Source organism: Roseovarius sp. MS2, assembly GCF_051447875.1.
Classification (GTDB): Bacteria; Pseudomonadota; Alphaproteobacteria; order Rhodobacterales; family Rhodobacteraceae; genus Roseovarius; species Roseovarius mucosus_A.
Genome location: NZ_JBKHVF010000001.1, coordinates 1007830 through 1027982 on the forward strand (window position 1 = coordinate 1007830; position 20153 = coordinate 1027982).

20 protein-coding genes and 1 pseudogene are annotated in these 20153 nt (G+C 60.2%); 10 read left to right on the top strand and 11 right to left on the bottom strand.

All coding sequences use genetic code 11. From position 1 onward, the window contains the following. Window positions 1–65 precede the first annotated feature (65 nt). Window positions 66–446: a hypothetical protein gene (locus tag ACLGGT_RS05045; protein ID WP_219435785.1), complete on the bottom strand. Its 381-nt coding sequence runs from the start codon at window positions 444–446 to the stop codon at window positions 66–68. 158 nt (window positions 447–604) lie between these two features. On the opposite strand from ACLGGT_RS05045, the gene ACLGGT_RS05050 reads away from it, so the two are divergent. Beyond that, window positions 605–1255, top strand: a complete 651-nt coding sequence (locus tag ACLGGT_RS05050; RefSeq protein ID WP_437195181.1) for a carbonic anhydrase — start codon at window positions 605–607, stop codon at window positions 1253–1255. A 112-nt stretch (window positions 1256–1367) separates the two neighbouring features. On the opposite strand, the gene ACLGGT_RS05055 is transcribed toward ACLGGT_RS05050, so the two are convergent. The 8 genes from ACLGGT_RS05055 to ACLGGT_RS05090 form a co-directional block, all read right to left on the bottom strand. After that, entirely contained in the window at window positions 1368–3566 is a 2199-nt protein-coding gene (locus ACLGGT_RS05055) for a 3-hydroxyacyl-CoA dehydrogenase NAD-binding domain-containing protein (RefSeq protein ID WP_375554672.1), read from the bottom strand. A 15-nt stretch (window positions 3567–3581) separates the two neighbouring features. Then, entirely contained in the window at window positions 3582–4793 is a 1212-nt protein-coding gene (locus ACLGGT_RS05060; RefSeq protein WP_437195182.1) for an acetyl-CoA C-acetyltransferase, read from the bottom strand. A gap of 15 nt (window positions 4794–4808) precedes the next feature. Next, window positions 4809–5444, bottom strand: coding sequence for a glutathione S-transferase family protein (locus ACLGGT_RS05065; protein ID WP_375554671.1), 636 nt, complete (start codon window positions 5442–5444; stop codon window positions 4809–4811). Window positions 5445–5607: 163 nt separating this feature from the next. Beyond that, the gene (locus tag ACLGGT_RS05070) at window positions 5608–6741 is read right to left on the bottom strand and encodes an acyl-CoA dehydrogenase family protein (protein ID WP_437195183.1); all 1134 of its coding nucleotides are present in this window, start codon (window positions 6739–6741) and stop codon (window positions 5608–5610) included. 27 nt (window positions 6742–6768) lie between these two features. Then, window positions 6769–6981: a hypothetical protein gene (locus ACLGGT_RS05075; RefSeq protein ID WP_037270221.1), complete on the bottom strand. Its 213-nt coding sequence runs from the start codon at window positions 6979–6981 to the stop codon at window positions 6769–6771. Window positions 6982–7009: 28 nt separating this feature from the next. Further along, a complete protein-coding gene (locus tag ACLGGT_RS05080; RefSeq protein WP_008279614.1) occupies window positions 7010–8788 on the bottom strand; it encodes an acyl-CoA dehydrogenase C-terminal domain-containing protein in 1779 nt (592 codons plus the stop codon). Window positions 8789–8822: 34 nt separating this feature from the next. Then, complete coding sequence (locus tag ACLGGT_RS05085; protein ID WP_037296838.1) at window positions 8823–9224, bottom strand: MerR family transcriptional regulator; 402 nt, start codon at window positions 9222–9224, stop codon at window positions 8823–8825. Between the two features lie 171 nt (window positions 9225–9395). After that, entirely contained in the window at window positions 9396–9764 is a 369-nt protein-coding gene (locus tag ACLGGT_RS05090) for a MerR family transcriptional regulator (RefSeq protein WP_008279617.1), read from the bottom strand. Between the two features lie 118 nt (window positions 9765–9882). Between ACLGGT_RS05090 and ACLGGT_RS05095 the strand changes: the two genes are divergently transcribed. From ACLGGT_RS05095 to ACLGGT_RS05120, 6 genes and pseudogenes are all read left to right on the top strand, one after another. Beyond that, window positions 9883–10305, top strand: coding sequence for a PaaI family thioesterase (locus ACLGGT_RS05095; RefSeq protein WP_008279618.1), 423 nt, complete (start codon window positions 9883–9885; stop codon window positions 10303–10305). Then, on the top strand, window positions 10305–10814 hold the full coding sequence (locus tag ACLGGT_RS05100) for a PaaI family thioesterase (RefSeq protein ID WP_037296845.1): 510 nt from the start codon (window positions 10305–10307) through the stop codon (window positions 10812–10814). Before ACLGGT_RS05095 ends, ACLGGT_RS05100 begins: the two co-directional genes overlap by 1 nt. Then, on the top strand, window positions 10807–12159 hold the full coding sequence (locus tag ACLGGT_RS05105; protein WP_219435769.1) for an MATE family efflux transporter: 1353 nt from the start codon (window positions 10807–10809) through the stop codon (window positions 12157–12159). The genes ACLGGT_RS05100 and ACLGGT_RS05105 overlap by 8 nt, the downstream gene beginning before the upstream one ends. A 55-nt stretch (window positions 12160–12214) precedes the next feature. After that, a pseudogene (gene arfB / locus ACLGGT_RS05110) lies at window positions 12215–12636 on the top strand (alternative ribosome rescue aminoacyl-tRNA hydrolase ArfB). A gap of 105 nt (window positions 12637–12741) precedes the next feature. Then, complete coding sequence (locus ACLGGT_RS05115) at window positions 12742–13863, top strand: beta-ketoacyl-ACP synthase III (protein WP_437195184.1); 1122 nt, start codon at window positions 12742–12744, stop codon at window positions 13861–13863. 111 nt (window positions 13864–13974) lie between these two features. After that, window positions 13975–14433 (top strand): phage regulatory CII family protein, encoded by a 459-nt coding sequence (locus ACLGGT_RS05120; RefSeq protein WP_008279623.1) that lies wholly within the window; start codon window positions 13975–13977, stop codon window positions 14431–14433. Window positions 14434–14449: 16 nt separating this feature from the next. Here ACLGGT_RS05120 and ACLGGT_RS05125 read toward each other — a convergent pair whose 3' ends face one another. Together ACLGGT_RS05125 and ACLGGT_RS05130 are read right to left on the bottom strand one after the other, a co-directional pair. Beyond that, the gene (locus ACLGGT_RS05125; protein WP_008279624.1) at window positions 14450–15025 is read right to left on the bottom strand and encodes a HupE/UreJ family protein; all 576 of its coding nucleotides are present in this window, start codon (window positions 15023–15025) and stop codon (window positions 14450–14452) included. 139 nt (window positions 15026–15164) lie between these two features. Further along, window positions 15165–16562, bottom strand: coding sequence for an aminotransferase family protein (locus ACLGGT_RS05130; protein ID WP_008279625.1), 1398 nt, complete (start codon window positions 16560–16562; stop codon window positions 15165–15167). 427 nt (window positions 16563–16989) lie between these two features. Here ACLGGT_RS05130 and ACLGGT_RS05135 point away from each other — a divergent pair, with 427 nt between their 5' ends. From ACLGGT_RS05135 to ACLGGT_RS05145, 3 genes are all read left to right on the top strand, one after another. Next, window positions 16990–17988, top strand: coding sequence for a taurine ABC transporter substrate-binding protein (locus ACLGGT_RS05135; RefSeq protein WP_037296853.1), 999 nt, complete (start codon window positions 16990–16992; stop codon window positions 17986–17988). Between the two features lie 88 nt (window positions 17989–18076). Then, window positions 18077–18886: a taurine ABC transporter ATP-binding protein gene (locus ACLGGT_RS05140; RefSeq protein WP_008279627.1), complete on the top strand. Its 810-nt coding sequence runs from the start codon at window positions 18077–18079 to the stop codon at window positions 18884–18886. Further along, window positions 18883–20148 carry an ABC transporter permease gene (locus tag ACLGGT_RS05145; RefSeq protein WP_219435770.1) on the top strand — a complete coding sequence of 422 codons (1266 nt, stop codon included), beginning with the start codon at window positions 18883–18885 and terminating at the stop codon, window positions 20146–20148. Before ACLGGT_RS05140 ends, ACLGGT_RS05145 begins: the two co-directional genes overlap by 4 nt. The last annotated feature ends 5 nt before the right edge of the window (window positions 20149–20153 follow it).

Consider the following 20153-nt stretch of genomic DNA (forward strand, 5'->3'; position numbering starts at 1 on the left):
TGGCAGGAGTATTGCGCGCCAGCCTAGCCACGATTACGCCGCCTGCAACCCGTCAATTGATCCCGCTAATTGAGCGGGTCCGCCATATCCCAGATTTCGCAGAGTGAGCCTTCGCCAATCCGCAAAAGCCGTGCAAAGGTCGCGGCAAGTGCGTTGGCATCGCCCGCGTCGATAGAACCCGTCACATCCCCCGCCACCCGTGCCAGGTGCAGCATGCCGATTTGATCCGCAATTGCGATCAGGCTACGCACACATTTACGCAGATCGGCCATTTGCCCCTCGCGGTAAAGCCGCTCAGCATGCGTGAGCCGCGCCGCCAGTTCCTCAAGCGCACGGCACACGACATCCTCGGCATTCCTATCGCCCAGTTGCAAATAGAGGGCCGCAAGCCGATGCGCGTCGAGCCGCACCTGCTCTTGTTGTTTCAGCAATGTCACCTGTTCCACATTCTCACCCACGTTGTCATGTTCACTCTGCCCCCACGGCGCGGGCAGAATGACATTGTCGCGGTTCCCAAATGGTTTCCGGCAGCGCAAATTGTCCCTCGAATTCGAGGCGAATCCCGACTATTGACCAGTCGATTGCCCAAACCCCGGGAGAGACCATGGAACACGCCCGCCCCCTGCCCGCTTATCTGGTGCACCGCTTTCATGGCTGGAAGGCCACAAGCTATACCGAGAACCAGTCGTGGTATCGGCATCTGGCGCAGCAGGGTCAGCACCCGCGCGCCATGGTGATTTCGTGTTGCGACAGCCGGGTGCACGTGACCTCGATCTTTGGCGCAGATCAGGGAGAGTTCTTTATTCATCGCAATATCGCCAACCTTGTCCCGCCCTATGTGAGTGATGGCGCCCAGCACGGTACTTCGGCGGCAGTGGAATATGCGGTGACAGCGCTCAAGGTGGCGCATGTGATCGTGATTGGTCATTCCGCCTGCGGCGGGGTCAAGGGATGTCTTGATATGTGCTCGGGCCATGCGCCGGAACTGGACAAGCAGACCAGCTTTGTCGGTCGGTGGCTTGACATCCTGCGGCCAGGCTATGAGCGGGTCAAGGATATGGCTGACGCCGATGCCCAGATGAATGCGCTGGAAAAGCAGGCGGTGGTGATCTCGCTTGAGAACCTGATGACGTTTCCGTTTGTCGCCAAAGCCGTGTCAGAGGGCGTGCTGACGCTGCATGGGCTCTGGCATGAAATAGGTTCTGGTGCACTGGAGCAATATAGCGGCAATCAGGATGCCTTTGTGCCACTCTGAGCGCATAGCCTCGTACGCCTCTCTGGGATCAGCCAAAGAAAAGATTATGAGTATTTGATCCAAGAAGAAGCCCGGCGCGCTCGAACAAGGCGCGCCGGGCTTTTTACTATGGTCAGGCTGCCGCCGCCTGTCCACCAAAGCGCCCATAAAAACTCTGGGTCTTGTCGGCCATCTCACGCAGCAATTTGGGGGTTGCGAAACGCGGGCCGAATTGCTCGGCCAACTGATCGCACCGCTCTGCGGCATAGGGCGTGCCAATGATGTCGAGCCAAGCAAACGGTCCACCCGACCACGGCGCAAAACCCCAAGCGAGGATCGCCCCCACATCGCCTTCGCGGATGTCCTCAAGAACACCCTCCTCAAGCGCGCGAACCGCTTCGAGCACCTGAGCGAACATCAAACGCTGCTGAACCTCGTGCAGGTCAGGCTGTTCGGCGGCGCGGGGGTATTGGGCGGCCAGCCCCGGCCAATACCCTAGACGCTTGCCCTTGTCGTCATAGTCAAAGAAGCCAGCCTTGGATTTGCGCCCCAGACGCCCCTCGCCCTCCATGTAAAAGATGACCTCATCCACGGCGGCATCCGGATAGGCGTCGCCCATCGCGGCCTTGGTGGCGCGGGCAATCTTGGCACCCAGATCAATCGAGGTCTCATCGACCAGTTGCAGCGGCCCCACCGGAAAGCCAAGCTGCCGCGCGGCATTGTCGATAAGCGCGGGCGCCACACCTTCGGCCACCATGCGTAGACCCTCGTTGATATAGGGAATGATGCAGCGGTTGCAGTAAAAGAAGCGGGCATCATTGACCACGATCGGCGTCTTGCGGATTTGCCGGACATAGTCGAGCGCCTTGGCGACGGCGCGGGGGCCGGTTTTCTGACCTTTGATGATCTCGACCAGCATCATCTTTTCCACCGGCGAGAAGAAATGTATGCCAATGAAATTCTCAGCATTGTCAGACGCCTTGGCCAGTTCCGAAATCGGCAGGGTCGAGGTGTTGGTGGCAAAGATACAGTCCTCACCCACAACCTTGAGCACCTCTTTGGTGACTGCGGCCTTGACGGCAGGGTCCTCGAACACCGCCTCGATGATCAAATCGCACCCTTTGAGCGCTGCGTAATCCGTAGTGGCGGTGATAAGATCAAGCGTCGCCGCCTTCTTCTCGGCTGTGGCCTTGCCGCGCTTGATCCCCTGATCCATGAAATCGGCGGTGTAGGATTTGCCCTTGTCCGCGGCCTCCTGTTTCTGGTCGATCAGGACCACTTGCATGCCCGCCATGGCAGAGACAAGCGCGATGCCCGCGCCCATCATGCCGGCCCCCATGACGCCAACTTTCTTCACGCGCTGATCGGGCACATCGGGGCGGTTGGCACCCTTTTCCAACGCTTCCTTGTTGATGAAGAGCGAGCGGATCATCGCACTGGACGAGGGGTTCATCAGCACATTGACGAACCAGCGCGCCTCGATCTTGAGAGCGGTGTCAAAGGGCACGAGCGCGCCTTCATAAACCGCAGAGAGCAGCGCCTTGGCCGCCGGAAACGCGCCTTGGGTCTTGCCATTGACCATGGCAGAGGCCCCGACAAAGGTCATGAAGCCCGCCGGGTGATAGGGCGCGCCGCCGGGCATTTTATAGCCCTTGTCATCCCAGGGTTTGACGATTTCGGGATTGCTCAGCACCCATTCGCGGGCCTTTTCGATCAGGTGATCGGCGGGCACCACCTCATCCACCACACCGGCGGCTTTGGCTTTTTTCGGGTCGTTGAGCTTGCCCTCGAGCAGGAGCGGCGAGGCGGCCATCGCGCCCAGCTTGCGCACAAGCCGCGTAGTGCCACCCGCCCCGGGAAAAATCCCCACCATGATCTCGGGCAGGCCAATCTTGGCAGACGGATTGTCAGCGGCAAAGATCCGGTGGCAGGCGAGCGGAATCTCAAGCCCGATGCCAAGTGCCGTGCCAGGCAGCGCCGCCGCAATCGGCTTGCCACCCTTGTTGGTCTTGGGGTCCATGCCCGCGCGCTCGATCTTGCGCAGGATGGCGTGCATCCCCATCACCCCGTCAAAAAGCCCCTTTGCAGGGTTGTCGCCCGCGTCATCGCGCATCTTGGCGATAATATTGAGGTCCATACCGCCCGCAAACGAGCCCGGCTTGCCCGAGGTGAGGATCACGCCCTTGACGGCATCATCGGCCAGCGCGTCGTCAATCAGCGCCTCAAGGTCGAGAAACCCTTGCGCGTTCATCACGTTCATCGACTTGCCCTGCGTGTCCCAGGTGATGATCGCGACGCCATCGGCGTGTTTTTGAATTGTGAAATCAGTCATCTTGGTCAGCTCCTCTTACACGCGTTCGATGATGGTGGCGGCACCCATGCCAGAGGCGATGCAAAGCGTGGCAAGGCCGGTGCCCTTGCCCGTGCGCTCCAACTCATCCAGCAGCGTGCCGATGATGATCGCGCCCGTGGCCCCCAGCGGATGGCCCATGGCGATGGATCCACCGTTTACGTTCACAAGGTTTGGGTCGACATTGAACGCCTGCTGAAAACGCAGAACCACCGATGCAAAGGCCTCGTTCACCTCGAAAAGCTCGATGTCGGAAATCGACATGCCGCTGTCGGCAAGAATTTTCTGCGTGGCCGGTACGGGGCCGGTCAGCATGATCGTTGGGTCCGTGCCGATCTTGCAGGTCTGCACGATCCGCGCGCGCGGCTTAAGGCCCCATTTCTCGCCAAATTCCTTGGACCCGATCAGCACCCCTGCCGCACCATCGACGATGCCGGATGAATTGCCCGCGTGGTGAATATGATTGATCCGCTCCAGATGGGGATATTTCATCTTGGCGATCGTATCAAAGCCCGGCATCACCTCGCCCATTGCCTGAAAGGCCGGGGTGAGCGCGCCCAGTGTCTGCATATCGGTGCCCGGGCGCATATACTCATCATGGTCAAGAATGGTCAGGCCGTTCTGATCCTGCACCTCGATGATGGAGTTCGAGAAACGCTTGTCATCCCAGGCCGCCTTGGCCCGGCGCTGCGATTCCACGGCGAGGGCGTCCGCCTCATCGCGGCTAAAACCGTATTCGGTGGCGATGATATCTGCCGAAATGCCTTGCGGCACGAAATAGGTGTCCATCGCAATCGACGGGTCCACGGCAATCGCCGCCCCGTCGCTGCCCATGGCAACGCGGCCCATCATCTCCACCCCGCCCGCGATATAGGCCTCACCGGCCCCGCCCTTGATCTGGTTGGCGGCAAGGTTCACCGCCTCCATGCCAGAGGCGCAAAAGCGGTTGATGGCAAGGCCGGGGATGCTCTCGTCCAGATCAGAGGCGAGAACGGCAGTCCGCGCAAGGCAACCACCCTGCTCCATCACCTGCGTGACATTGCCCCAGATCACATCCTCGACAGCGTGACCATCAAGACCGTTGCGGGATTTCAGCGCATTGAGCACCTGTGCGCTTAGGCGCGCAGCCGTCACCTCGTGCAGCGCGCCATCCTTGCGGCCCTTGCCTCGTGGGGTACGCAGGGTGTCGTAGATATAGGCGTCAGACATATCGGTCTCCTTCTTTCAGGCGCGGTCAGCGGGGCTGCCGGGCATCAGGTCATAGGGGTGTTTCCAGCCGGGCGTGGCGCTGATGTTATCCAGCCACCGGTCGATATTGGGCCAATCCTTGCGGTCAAAACCGAAGGGCTCTGGATAGTAAAGGTAGCTGCAACAGCTCAAATCCGCATTGCTCAGCGCCTCCCCAACGATCCAGTCGCGCCCCGCAAGGTGCGTGTCGAGCGTTGTATAGGCCGCCTTGAGACGACCTTGGGCAAAGGGGATCACCGCCTCCGGGCGCTTGTCCTCGGGCAGAAAGTTAATCAGGAACCGCGTCATGCCCGCCTGAGAGCTGAGCTTGTGATTGTCCCAGAACATCCAGCGCATCACCTCACGCGCCTCTTCCGGTGTGGTGCCGCCAAATTTTCCGGTCTTCTCGGTGATATACATCTGCATGACGCCCGATTGGCTCAGGGTCACGTCGCCATCGACCAGCACAGGTGCCTCGCCCATGACGTTGATCTCACGGAAGGCGGGCTGCCGCGTCTCGCCGCCGAAGAAATCGACATAGACCGGCGTCCAGTCGAGACCGGAAAGCTCAAGCGCCAGCGCCGCCTTGTAGGCATTGCCGCTCTCGCCAAAGCAGTAGAGGTTGATGGTCATATGTGCCCTCCCGGCGTTTCGCCCATGTCGGGCGTTGGATTTGAATATTCTGGGAACAGTGAAAGCGCGGCCCGTGGTTCATCATGGCTGAAATACTCCACGGGGGTCCGGGGGTGTGAAACCCCCGGCTGCGACTGTGCCATGCTGACCGCCGCCCCAATCCTCACAGCGCCCTCGCGATCAGTTCTTTCATGATCTCGTTGGTGCCGCCGTAGATGCGTTGTACGCGGGCATCTGCCCACATTTCGGCGATGTCATATTCCTGCATATAGCCATAGCCGCCATGCAGTTGCAGGCACTCATCCAGCACCTCGCCTTGGCTGTCGGTCAGCCAGTATTTCGCCATCGCAGCCTTTTCAACGCTAAGGTCGCCGCGCATGTGTTCCGTGATGCAGGCATCTAAGAAAGCACGGCAGACGGCGGTTTTGGTCTGGCATTCCGCCAATTTGAAGCGGGTGTTCTGGAATTGCAGGATCGGGCCGCCAAAGGCCTCGCGTTCCTTGCAATAGGTGATGGTGCGTTCCACTGCACCCTCCATCGCCCCCTGCGCGCCACAGGCGATAATCAGACGTTCCTGCGGCAGTTGCTGCATCATCTGATAAAACCCGCGCCCTTCTTCGCCGCCAAGGATGTTCTCCGGCGGGATTTCGACATTGTCGAAAAACAACTCGGACGTATCCCCCGCATGCATCCCGACCTTTTCGAGATTGCGCCCGCGCGCAAAGCCCTGCGCGCCTTCGGTTTCCACAACCACCAAGGAGATGCCCTTGGCCCCTTCCTTGGGGTCGGTCTTGGCCGCAACGATGATCAGTTCGGCATGCTGGCCGTTGGTGATAAAGGTCTTTTGCCCCGAAAGCCGATAAGCGTTGCCGTCCTGAATGGCGCGGGTCTTGATGCCCTGCACATCCGATCCGGCACCCGGCTCTGTCATGGCGAGCGCACCGACCATCTCGCCCGACACCATTTTGGGCAGCCATTTCTGCTTTTGCGCCTCCGAACCATAGGCGAGGATATAATGCGCGACGATGCCGGAATGGATGGGATTGCCCCAGCTTGCCAGATTGGCGCGGCCCTGTTCCATGCAGATCACCGCTTCATGGCCGAAATCACCGCCAGCCCCACCGTATTCCTCGGGGATAGAGGGGCAGAGCAGGCCCAAAGCCCCCGCCTCGAGCCAGCAGTCGCGGTCCATGATCCCCGCCTTGCGCCAACGGGCAAAATGCGGCCGCCATGCATCGGTGATGAATTTGGCCGTCATTTCGGAGAGCATCTGATGCTCGTCTGTCATCCACGTCATGGCCGGGCCTCCCTTCCCTTTGCCGCCTTAGCGTTTGCGCGCCTCAAGCTCGGAATTGAAGAGCCTGAGGCGATGCGCAAAGGTTTCTTCATTGATCACGCTATCGAAATTCTCAAAGAGAAAGGACAGCGCCTCGCCCTCATCCAGCCCCGAGTCCTGCGCAAATCGGCGCAGGCGGCGGTAGCCATCCTCAGTCATCGCCGCGTTGAAGCGGCGCGTGAGGCGAAAGCGTTTCGGCATCTGTCCCTCCTCCCCTAGCGGTTTCTCCTCAGAACGCTTCGGCCTCGAGCGCCATGACCGTATCAGCACCGCTCTGGATGCGTGCCAGATGCAGGGCCGTCGCAGGCAGGCGGCGCTTCATGTAGAAGCGGCCGGTCGCCAGCTTGGTCTTGTAAAACGCCTCGTCCGACGTTCCCGCCTCTAGCGCAGCATGGGCCGATTTCGCCATCCTTGCCCACATCAGGCCAAGGCAGACATGGCCAAAGAGGTGCATGAAGTCATAAGAGCCGGACAGCGCCGCGTTGGGGTTCTTCATCCCATTCTGCATGAAGAACATGGCCGAAGCTTGCAGGTCCTTAGAGGCCGCCTTGAGTGGATCGAGGAAATCAGCCTTCAGCGCCTCATTGCCTTCGTTTTCCTTGAGGAAGGTTTTGACCAGTTCGAAGAAGGCCATGACATGCTTGCCGCCATCCTGCGCGAGCTTTCGCCCCACCAGATCAAGCGCCTGAACGCCATTGGCACCTTCGTAAATCATGGCGATGCGGGCGTCGCGGGTGAATTGCGACATGCCCCATTCCTCGATATAGCCGTGGCCGCCGTAAATCTGCTGCGCGAGCACGGTCATGTCATAGCCTTCGTCGGTGAGAAAGCCCTTGATCACCGGCGTCATCAACGAAATCAGACCTTCCGCGGCGGCGTCATTGCCGCGATGCGAGCGGTCGATCAGCTCCGCACCCCAGAGCATGAAAGCGCGCGCGCCCTCGATAAAGCTCTTTTGATCCATCAGCGAGCGACGGATGTCAGGATGCACGATCAGCGGATCGGCGGGGCCATTGGGGTTTTCGGTGCCGGTCACGGCGCGGCCCTGAAGCCGGTCCTTGGCATAGGCGAGCGCGTTCTGATAAGCGACCTCGGCCTGTGCAAGACCCTGCATGCCCACACCGATCCGCGCCTCGTTCATCATGGTGAACATGGCGCGCATGCCCTTGTGCTCTTCCCCCAAGAGCCAGCCGGTCGCCCCGTCATAGTTCATCACGCAGGTGGAATTGCCATGAATCCCCATTTTTTCTTCGATCTTGCCGCAAGTCACGCCATTGCGGTCGCCAAGGCTACCGTCTTCTTTGACAATGAATTTCGGCACGATGAAAAGCGACACGCCTTTGATCCCCTCGGGGCCGCCAGGGATTTTGGCAAGCACCAGATGGATGATGTTGTCGGCCATGTCATGCTCGCCCGACGAGATAAAGATCTTCTGTCCGGTGAGCTTGTAGCTGCCATCGCCCTGCGGCTCGGCCTTGGTGCGCATCAGGCCCAGATCGGTGCCGCAATGCGGCTCGGTCAGGTTCATGGTGCCGGTCCACTCGCAATTGGCCATTTTCGGCAGGTAGGTGGCCTTTTGATCCTCGGACCCATGCACAAGGATCGCAGAGGCCGCGCCGTGGGTCAGACCTTGATACATGGTAAAGGCCTGATTGGCGGCCGAGAACATCTCGCCCACTGCTGTGCCAAGGATATAGGGCATGTATTGCCCACCGAATTCCTCGGGCAGGTCGAGCGCGGTCCAGCCGCCCTCTTTCATCTGCTCAAACGCCTCTTTGAACCCTTTGGGCGTGCGCACCACACCGTTTTCTAACACGCAACCCTCGGTATCGCCCACGGCGTTGAGCGGCATCAGCACCTCAGAGGCAATCTTGCCCGCCTCTTCCAACACAGCCTTGGTAAAGTCGGGCTCAAGCTCGGCATAGCCGGGCGTGGTCTGCTCAGACACGTTCAGCACCTCGTGCAACACGAATTGCATGTCGCGGGTGGGGGCGGTGTAGCTTGGCATATGTCTCTCTCCCTAAAACAGGTGCCGGACCGGATTACTCGGCGGCTTTTTGGCTAGTCTTGAGCGAGGCCAGCATACGCTCGCCCCATGTCATCTGTTCGCGCAGCTCAGAGATTGCAGCCTCCAGCTCGTCGCGCTGTTTCTCCATTTCGGCCAGACGCATCCGTGCCACATCATAGGCGCGGGCAATCTGGCTGTGTTGCTGATCCCCTTTGTCGTAGAGGTCGAGCAACTGGCGCAGGTCCTCGAGGCTGAACCCGAAACGCTTGCCGCGTTGGATCAGTTTCAGCCGCGCCCGGTCGCGCCGGGTAAAGAGCCGTTTCTGCCCAACCCGGCGGGGCGAGAGCAGTTCTTTGGCCTCGTAGAAGCGTAGAGTGCGGGGCGTTACATCGAACGCTTCGCACATCTGGCGAATGGTCATCATATCGTCGGTCATCAGTTTACCCATGTCACAGCACATTTGCCGACAATCTGCGGATCATGGAGTATGGTTACAACAGCCGGATGGCTTTACGTAACCACTACGTCGCGTCACTTTCAAGTTGACGTAAGATAAGGCAAGGTAAGCGGGGCAAAGTGGAAATATTCTTGCCCCGACGTCACCCGCTCAGCCAAGGCTCGCGGCGGTGTCGTCGCGCAATTTCTTCAATTCGGCCATCGCTTCGTCAATCTGACGACGTTGTTCGGCTAGTCCCGCAAGCTGACGATCGGCCAATTCAATCCAGCTGCGCATCTGCGCATCAGTGCCTTCTTTCTCGTAGATCAAAAGCCATTGCCGAATCTCTTCCAAGGCAAATCCGAATTTGCGGCCGCGCAGGATCAGCGTCATGCGCGCGCATTCACGCGGGCCGTAATATCGTGCGCGCCCATCGCGCTCTGGCTCCAAAAGCTCGATGTATTCGTAATATCGCAGGGTGCGCGGTGTAACATCATAGGTCGCACACATCTCCTTGAAGGATAGTTTCTTATCCGACATGGCAAGCCCTCCTGTTGCTCAGACGTTAGGACCAAGACGCAGCCCTTGCAACCGGTGCTCTTGCAGCTTGTGTGGATTAGGGATCATAAAGACGACAGCACGATCCGTGAGGGATACCATGACCGACGCCAAAACCAAAATCGCACAGCAATTCATGCAGGCCCTGCCGCATGCGCGTGCGCTTGGCATGCGGCTCGTGTCCATGGGTGACGGACAGGCCGAGATCGAGATGGACTATGATCCGCGCTTTGTCGGCGATCCCGAGACGGGGGTAATCCATGGTGGGGCGGTTTCGGCCCTGATGGACACCTGTTGCGGGGCGGCGGCGATGAGCCATCCAGCATCGCCCGGCGGCACGGCGACAATTGATCTGCGCATTGACTATATGCGCCCGGCAACACCGGGGCAGCGCATTCGCGCGCATGCGGAATGCTACCATATCACGCGTTCTGTGGCGTTTGTGCGGGCGCGTGCGATGGATGAGGATGAGGCGCGCCCGGTGGCGACGGCCACTGGCACCTTTACCGTGGAGGGCAAATGATGGCCCGTGCCCGTCCTGAACCTGTGCAGGTTGTCAAACAGCGGCGTGATGCGGCGCTGAAAGCCTTGGTTGCGGGGGTTCCCTATATCGGATTTCTTGGGGTGCAGTTTGATCGGCGGGGGGATGAGTTGACCGCCGTGATGCCGTTTGAGGAAAAGTTGATTGGCAACCCCCTTTTGCCCGCGCTGCATGGTGGCGCGACAGCGGCGTTTCTAGAGATCACGGCGATTATCGGATTGAGCTGGGGGATGCTGTGGGAAGAGATCGAAAGTGGTGCGTTCGATCCCGAGGCGATTGTCGGCGGCAAGCTGCCCCGACTGCCAAAAACCATTGATTTCACAGTGGATTACCTAAGATCTGGCCTGCCGCGTGATGCCTATGCACGGGCACAGGTCAATCGCTCTGGCCGTCGCTATGCCAGCGTCCACGTCGAAGCGTGGCAGGACAATCGCAGCCGTCCCTTTGCCCAAGCCACCGGGCATTTCTTGATGCCGCGCCGCGATGGCTGAGGTCGCGCGGGCGGTCACGCATGCCCGTGTTCTGAAAATCGCCCTACCCATTGTGATTTCCAATGCCACGGTGCCCATCCTTGGTGCGGTGGATACTGGCGTTGTCGGGCAGATGGGCGCGGCAGCACCGATTGGCGCAGTGGGCATTGGTGCGGTCATAATTACCGGAATTTATTGGCTTTTCGGCTTTTTGCGGATGGGCACCACGGGGCTGACCAGTCAGGCCCAAGGGGCAGGACAGGTGGGCGAGGTGGCAGCCCTGCTGACGCGGGCGCTGATGATCGGCTTTGCCGGGGGTATCGCGCTCATTGCGCTGCAAGTCCCTGTTTTCTGGGCCGCTTTTCAGATTTCACCAGCCAGCGAAGAGGTCGAATCCCTTGCCCGGCAGTACATGGCGATCCGGGTCTGGAGCGCGCCGGCGATGATTGCGCTGTTCGGCATGACCGGATGGCTGATCGCGCAGGAACGCACGCGGGCGGTTTTGCTGCTGCAAGTTGCCATGAACGGCATAAATATCCTTTTGGATCTGTGGTTTGTGCTGGGGCTCGACTGGGGGGTTGCGGGCGTGGCGCGGGCAACGGTGATTGCAGAATGGGGCGGCCTGGCGCTGGGGTTCTGGTTTTGCCGCGATGCCTTTGCAGTACCCGCGTGGTGCGACTGGCCGCGGGTGTTTGATCGTGAGCGGCTGAAAAACATGGCGTCGGTGAACGGCGACATTCTTCTTAGATCATTGATGTTGCAGATTATTTTCATCTCATTCCTGTTTTGGGGCAGCGATTTTGGCGATGTCACGCTGGCGGCAAATCAGGTGCTGTTGCAGTTCCTGAGCATCACCGCGCATGCCTTGGATGGGTTTGCCTTTGCCGCCGAGGCGCTGGTGGGGCAGGCGTTTGGGGCGCGGTCCGTGGCCCATTTGCGGCGCGGGGCGCTGTTGACGAGCGTCTGGGGTGTGGTGGTCTGTGTGGCCCTCGCAGTCATCTTTGCCAGCTTTGGCGGGGCGTTGATCGACCTGATGGCCAAGGCACCAGAGGTGCAGCTAGAGGCACGTAAATATTTGATATATATGGCGCTTGCGCCCGTTCTTGGGCTGGCGGCCTATATGCTTGATGGGGTTTTCATTGGGGCTACACGCACCCGCGACATGCGCAACATGATGGCGTTGAGCCTTTTGGTCTATATCGTTGCGGCGCTAGTGTTGGCCCCGTCGATGGGCAATCACGGCCTGTGGCTGGCGTTGTTGATCAGTTTTGTGGCGCGCGGCATCACGTTGGGGCTGCGCTATCCGGCATTGGAACGGGCCGCGAGCCCCCTTACAGACCTTACAAAACCCCCCTCGATTTTGTAAGGTCGTGGCACCGGTTTGCAGCGCCTGCCGGATGCTGAATCACGGAGCAGGGATCATGCTGCATATCACCGATCAGATCGCCATCGAAGACTGGGAATTGACCGAGCAGTTCATGCGCGCCTCGGGGCCGGGGGGCAGAATGTCAACAAGGTGTCGAGCGCTGTCGAATTGCGGTTCGAGGCCGAGCGGTCGCCCAACCTGCCCTTGCCGGTCAAGACACGGCTGCGGCGATTGGCCGGGCGACGCTGGACCAAGGAGGGGGCGGTCGTGCTGCAATGCGACGAGACCCGCAGCCAGACCCGCAACCGCGAAATTGTGCGGGACCGTTTGGCCGATTTGATCCGCCAAGCCTTGATCGCGCCCAAGCGGCGGGTGGCGACCAAGCCGACGCTCGGATCGAAGAAACGCCGCCTTGCCGCCAAAAAGCAGCGCGGAGAGGTCAAGGCGCTGCGCGGTCAGGTGGAGGGCGAGGACTGAGCCGTAGCGCGATCACGCCAAAACCGGCAAGACGGTGGCGCGACGTTGGGCTTGACCCGGCGGCGGGACTGAGGTGATCTGATCAAATCTTTGAGGAGAATGAGAATGGGTTTGCCCGCAATCACGGGAACGGGGGTGTTCACGCCGTCCGAGGTGATCACCAATGAGGAACTGGTCCTAGCCTTTAACGCCTATGCAGAGGCGTTCAACGCGCGCCATGCGTCTGAGATTGCGGCGGGAGAGATCGAAGCCAAGGGGCCATCCTCGCCCGAGTTCATCGTGAGTGCCTCTGGCATCGAGCAGCGGCATGTGATGGACAAGACCGGTGTGTTAAATCCCGAGGTAATGCACCCGCTGTTGCGGCAGCGTCGGGATGACGAACCGGGGATCATGGCCGAAATGGCGATGGACGCCTGCGCGCAGGCGCTTGCACAAGCGGGGCGGGCGGCGCCTGAGGTCGATCTGATCATTTGCGCTGCCTCGAACCACGAGCGGCCCTATCCCGCGATTGCCATCGAGATTCAGCAGCTTTTGGGCGCGGGCGGCTTTGCCTTTGACATGAATGTCGCCTGTTCCTCGGCGACGTTCGGGATTCAGGCCGCCGCTGACATGATCCGGGGGGGATCGGCGCGCCGCGCGCTGGTGGTCAGCCCTGAAATCTGCTCGGGGCATCTGGAATGGCGCGACCGCGACTGTCATTTCATTTTTGGCGATGTCTGCACCGCCGTTCTGATCGAGGCGGCGGACGAGGCCAAGGGCCCGCATTTCGTGATCCGTTCGACCCGCTGTGCGACGCAGTTTTCCAACAATATCCGCAATAACAACGGGTTTCTGCGCCGAACGCGCCCCGATGGTGTGGCCGACCGCCGGGATATGCAATTTGTGCAGGAGGGGCGAAAAGTGTTCAAGGAGGTGTTGCCGATGGTCTCGGCGCATATTCTGGGGCATCTTGCGGAGGAAGGTGTTGCACCGGATGACCTGCGGCGGTTGTGGCTGCATCAGGCGAACAAGGCGATGAATGATTTTATCGGGCGCAAGGTGCTGGGCCGGGTGCCAGAGGCACATGAGCAACCGAATATCCTGCAAGATTATGCCAATACGTCCTCTGCCGGATCAATCATCGCCTTTTCCAAATATTCCGAGGATCTGATGCCCGGCGACCAAGGGCTGATCTGTTCGTTCGGCGCGGGCTATTCGGTGGGATCGGTTCTGGTGGAACGCGGCTAAGGGCGGCGCAAACCCTTGGATCAGTTTGGAAATGACATCGGGCGGCAAAGTCAGTAAGGGAAAATTGAGCAAGGGTAGCCCTCGGGACAAGGGCTCTATTGGGGAAAGCGTATGTCGACGACGGGAAGTTACCTGAAAAAGCACACCGAAGCCTTGGTCAAGGATGTAGGAATCGAGGCCGCCTGTCAGTTGACGGGCAAGTCCAAGGCGACGCTTGGCCGCTATTATTCAGACCATGAGGAACACGCCGACAGGTTCATGCCGGTGGACACTGTTGCAGCACTTGAGGCGGCCGCGAGCTATCCGCATGTGACGAGCGCCTTGGCAGAGTTGGGCGGCGTCAGTCTGAGCCTGATCGCAGAGCGGCGCAACGCGCAGGAGCGGGCAAATGTGAACAGCGACGTGATCGCGCTGTCGCAGCGGTTCGCGATGCTCATGGCCGAGTATCAGCAGAGCATCGCGGATGGGCGTATCACCGTGAACGAAGCCAAGCGGCTATTGCGCGAAACGACGCAATTGCAGCAGGTTTTGATCGAAATGAAGCTGCATCTTGAGGAAGAAGTGACCTGACGCCAGTGTCAGGGCGTCAGATGAAGGCGATATAGGCCCCGGCGAGTGCGGTGGCCCCGCCCATCAAGCGGAGCGGCACGGCGCTGGCGTGGCGGGTTTCGCGCGCCGCGGTGAAGGCGATAACGAGACCCGCAGCGTGCAGAAGGGCCGTTGCGATGGCAAAGCCCGCGCCAAATTGCAGCGCCTGCGCCTGCCCCAATTCGCCGCCATGGGCGTGACCGTGAAAGAGTGCAAAGACCGCCACCAGCACCATCGCCAGCCCCGGCGCGGGGCGCAGGGCGAGCGCCACGACAAGGCCAAGGGCCATGATGGAGGCCAAGATCATCGGCTCAACCATCGGCAGGGGCAGACCGATGATGGCCGCCAGAAACCCCACGATCATCGCCAGAACAAAGGCGCTTGGCACAGTCCAGAGCGCGCGACCGCCGATTTGCGCAGCCCAGAGGCCGACGGCGATCATCGCCAGCACATGATCAAGGCCAAAGAGCGGATGCGTCACACCCGCGAGGAAAGAGCCATATTCGCCCTCAGGCAGATGCGCCGCAGCGGGGCTGGCGGCGAGAATTAGGAGCGGGGCGAGAAGGTGTTTCATCAAGGGTTCCTTATGGGGTCAACCGGCGCCTCGGGGTGAGTCGCGCCTGAGCCGCAGCATGGGGAAGGCAAAGGCGGGACGCAACAAAAAACCCGGCACGCGGGTGCGTGCCGGGTCAGGTGGGGAAATCCGTTTTGGATCAGCCAAACACGCGGGTCAGGGCCGCATCGGTGGCAGCGATCAGGTGGTTGATATCGTCCTTGGTGGCGATCAACGCGGGCGAATAGCACAGCGTGTTGTTGAAGCCGGGAATCGAGCGGTTGGTGGCCCCGATGATGACGCCCTGCGCCATGCAATCGGCGACGACAGCCTGAACCCGCTTTTCATCCATCGGTTCCTTGGTGGCGCGGTCAGCAACCAGTTCGGCCCCAAGAAACAGCCCCTTGCCGCGCACATCGCCGATGACGGCGTGCTTGTCCTTGAGGGCCGCCAGTTGATCGAGCATGTAATCGCCCATGGCGACGGTATTGCCCAAGAGGTCTTCTTCCTCGATGATCGCCATGTTTTCCAGCGCCGCTGCCGGACCGGCGGTGCAGCCCCCAAAGGTCGAGATATCGCGGAAATAGTTCATCGGATCGGTGGTATCGTCCTTGAACATATCGAACACACGCTCGTTGGTGACGCAGCAGGCGATCGCTGCATAACCCGAGGCCACGCCCTTGGCCATGGTCACGAAATCGGGTTCGACCCCGTAATGCTGATAGCCAAACCAAGTGCCGGTGCGGCCGATGCCGCAGACAACCTCGTCGATATGCAGGAGGATGTCGTATTTGCGGCAAATCTCTTGCACGCGGGGCCAGTAGCCGACGGGCGGGACAATCACACCCCCACCGGCAGTCACGGGTTCTAGGCAGAGCGCGCCGATGGTGTCGGGGCCTTCGGCCAAGATCACCTCTTCAATCGCGTTGGCGGCGGCGATGCCGTATTCTTCGCCCTCCAGATCCCATTGCGCGCGGTATTCAAGGCAATGCGGCACGCGCACGAAACCGGGGGTATAGGGGCCATATTGCGCGTTGCGCTGATCCTGACCGCCCGCCGAGAGACAGGCAATCGTGGTGCCGTGATAATCGCGGTCACGGTAGAGGATCTTGTGCTTTTTGCCGCCGTAACGCTTGTGCGCGATCTGGCGGACCATTTTGAAGGCTTTCTCATTCGCCTCGGAACCGGAGTTGGTGTAATACACGCGGCTCATTCCGGGCATTTTCGAGATCAGTTTCTCGGAAAACAGCGCGCCGGGGATCGAGCCTGCGGAACCTGCGAAATAGGGCAGTTTGATGAGCTGGTCGCGCACGGCATTGGCGATGCGTTCACGCCCGTAACCCACGTTCACGGTCCAGACGCCGCCCGACACGCCGTCGAGATGCTCTTTGCCCTTTTGGTCCCAGACGCGCATGCCGCGCCCCTCGACGATAATGCGGGGATCCGCCTTGGGGTCTGTGCCGCTCCAGGGCGCGTGCTGAATCAGGTGATGCCAGACATGCGCGCGGTCGGCCTCGACCACGTGGGAAATGTCGTTGTCGCGAAGTTTGCCGTCCATGGGGATGCTCCATCAGGTTGAGGCCCGGCGCGGGGCTCAGGCCGTCTTTATATATCATGGGTTGTTCTGTCCGCATATCAGCCGAGAATCCGGGCAGATCGTTAGGGCCAGAGTATACCATTAAATAGGTCCAGAATGGCCCGCCACCTTCTGAGTCTGGCTGTAACTCTCTGGCAAATTTCGGTTTTTCACCCAAAGGAGCGGAAGGGGCGGCTGTCTAAGGCTATCCGAAAACCCCTTTTCGGAAATACTGAAATGATCTTAGCTCTGCTATAATTGCGTTGATCAGTGCCTGTGGATCGGGTTCACTCTTGGCTGTTGCCTGTTTCGGAGTGCGTATGATCCACAAGACACTGACGCAGGAGAAACCCGCCGATACGTGCGGTGTAAGACAGAAAAACGACTGTAACCAACGGGAGAAGACAAGATGAGTATGAAAAGCAAACTGATGTCGGCAGTGGCTGGCGCGGCGTTTCTGGCGGGGGCCGGAGCGGCCAGCGCAGAGGAAATCACCGTTGCCTATTTCCTCGAATGGCCGATGCCGTTCCAGTATGCCAAGGAAATGGGCACCTATGACAAGGAAATGGGCGTCAAGGTTAACTGGCGCGCGTTCGACACCGGCACCGCGATGAGTGCTGCGATGGCATCCGGCGATGTGCATCTGTCGGTCAGCCAAGGTGTTCCGCCCTTCGTTGTGGCGACAAGCGCCGGGCAGGATTTGCAGACGCTCGACGTGGCCGTCAGCTATGCTGACAACGACAACTGTGTCGTCGCCTCGGCGCTGGAGATCGACAAGACCAATGCGGGCGAATTGGCCGGCAAGAAGGTTGCCGTTCCGCTGGGCACCGCTGCGCATTACGGGTTCCTCAAGCAGATGAACCATTTCGGCGTGGATATTTCCAGCATGGACGTGGTCAACATGGCCCCGCCAGAAGGGGCCGCCGCCATCGCGCAGGGCGCGGTTGATATGTTCTGCGGCTGGGGCGGTTCGCTGCGTCGCGCGCTGGAACATGGCAATGTGCTGTTGACCGGTGCGGAAAAGGAAGAGTTGGGCATTCTGGTGTTTGACGTGACATCCGGCCCGGCTGCTTTTGTCGCGGAAAACCCCGATCTGGTTGCCAAGTTCCTGAAAGTGACGGCTGATGCCAATGCGATGTGGGCCGATCCGGCCAATCGCGACACGATGCTGCCGGTCATTGCCAAGGATAGCGGCATGGATGTCGAGGCCACGGCAGCAACGATCGACACCTTTGTGTTCCCCTCTGCCGAGGAGCAGTTGACCGCCAAATGGCTGGGCGGCGGCGCGCAGGAATTCATGAAGGGCGTGGCTGAGGTGTTCGTCGAGGCAGGCAGCATCGATTCGGCGCTGGCCACCTATGAGAACAACGTCAACACCGGACCGCTGGCCGCTGCCAACGGCATGTAAGCCCGGCTGACGGACTGAAACGAGGCCCGCCCCGCACAAACGGGCGGGCCTTTGCCCAACAATCCCAAAAAAACAACAGGGGGTGGGGATGTCGACACTTACCATTGATAACATCTCGATGCGGTTCGATCTGCCGAATGGCAGCCATGTGCAGGCGCTTAAAAATGTCTCGCTAGAGATCAAGACCGGCGAGTTGATGAGCGTGCTGGGGCCGTCGGGCTGTGGCAAGACCACGCTTTTGAACATCCTTGCCGGATTTCTGGCCCCAAGTGAGGGGCAGATCACGCTGAACGGGCACCGTGTCACGGGCCCGGATGCCGAGCGCGGCATGGTGTTTCAGCAAGGCGCGCTGTTTGAATGGATGAGCGTGCGCGACAACGTGAGTTTTGGCCCCCGTATGGCGGGCAAGCGGGAAAAGGAATGGGCGGGCACGGTCGATCATTTGCTCGATGTCGTGGGCCTGCGCGATTTCAAGGAAAAGGCGGTTTATGAGCTGTCAGGCGGGATGCAGCAGCGCGTGGCGCTGGCGCGGTGCCTTGCGAATGACCCCGATGTGATTCTGATGGACGAGCCACTTGGGGCGCTGGATGCGCTGACGCGTGAAAAGATGCAGGGTCTGGTGCTGAAGCTGTGGAAAGAAACCGGCAAGACCATCATCCTGATCACCCATTCGGTGGAAGAGGCGCTGCTTTTGGGCGAGCGGCTCTTGGTGATGGCCCCACGACCGGGGCGGGTACACAAGGAATACCGCCTGCCCTTTGCCGAGATGGGCGCGGGCCGCGATCTGCGCGAGGTCAAGAAAGTTCCTGATTTCGCCGCCAAGCGAGAGGAAATCCTGACGATGATCTGGGACATGGAAGAAGAGATCATGGGCCGGGCAGAGGAGGCGGGCGCATGATCATCCTGATTATCTATGTGGCGATTTTCGCGGCATCGTTCTTCGTCGTGCGCTTTGGCGTGCGCAAGTTTCGGCAGATGAACGATTTTACCTCGCTCAAGACGGTGACATTCGGGGATGAAAGCGCTGTGCGCCCGGATCGCTGGGCGAGCGTGATTTCAATCGTGACGATCTTTTTGATCTGGGGCGCATTTACCGGCAGCAAATGGGTGCCGATCCATGCGCCGGGGCCGTTCATGGGCGATACCGAATTCACCTATACGCTAGAGGCCCCCGACGGCACGCGCGACGATGCGACGGTGACGGTGCGGGTGTTTACCGTGGGCGAGACGGTTGAAGAGCCGGTGATCGAGCCGGGCGATGGGATTGCCAAGAATGACGTGCTGACAGTGGGCGCGTGGCGGTCGCAGCTGTTGTTGATGGACAAGAACGACGAGGTGACGCGCGATCAGGGCGCGCGGGTTGTCGCGATTGATGGCAAGCCGGTGAGCGAAGGGCAGACGATCAAGGTGGCCGATGGCACCGTGGCGGTGACCGCCAAGGGATCGCTGAACTTCGCCCCCGCCAAGGGCATGCAGATGGAGCCTATCTGGCTTCCGGCGCCTGAGGCGGTGGTGTCGCGACTGATCGAAGTTTCAAAGCAGGGGTATCAGAATTTCACCCTGTGGGAGCATCTTTATTGGTCGCTGTTCCGGGTGATCGTGGGCTTTGCCCTTGGTGCGCTGGTGGGGATTCCGCTGGGCTATGCCATGGGGCTGAGTGATTGGTTTCGCGGCTGGTTCGATCCGATTGTCGAATTCATGCGCCCGGTGCCGCCCTTGGCGCTGATCCCCTTGGTGATCATCTGGGCGGGCATTGGCGAGAGCGGCAAGATCATCCTGCTGTTTTTGGCCGCGCTCTGGATCATGACGATTTCGGCGCGCGCAGGTGTGTCGGGCGTGGCGATTTCCAAGGTGCATGCCGCCTATTCGCTGGGGGCAAGTAAATGGCAGTTGATGCGCCATGTCATTGTGCCCAACAGCCTGCCCGAGATTTTCACCGGCGCCCGCGTTGCGATGGGGGTCTGTTGGGGCACGGTGGTGGCCGCCGAACTGGTCGCGGCGGAAAAGGGGGCAGGCATGATGATCATGGTCGCAAGCCGCTTTCAGCTTACCGATATCGTGCTGATGGGGATCATCCTGATCGGGATCATCGGCTATGGCATCGACATCCTGATGCGCAAGGCCGAAAACTGGCTGGTGCCGTGGAAGGGCCGGGTTTGAGATAG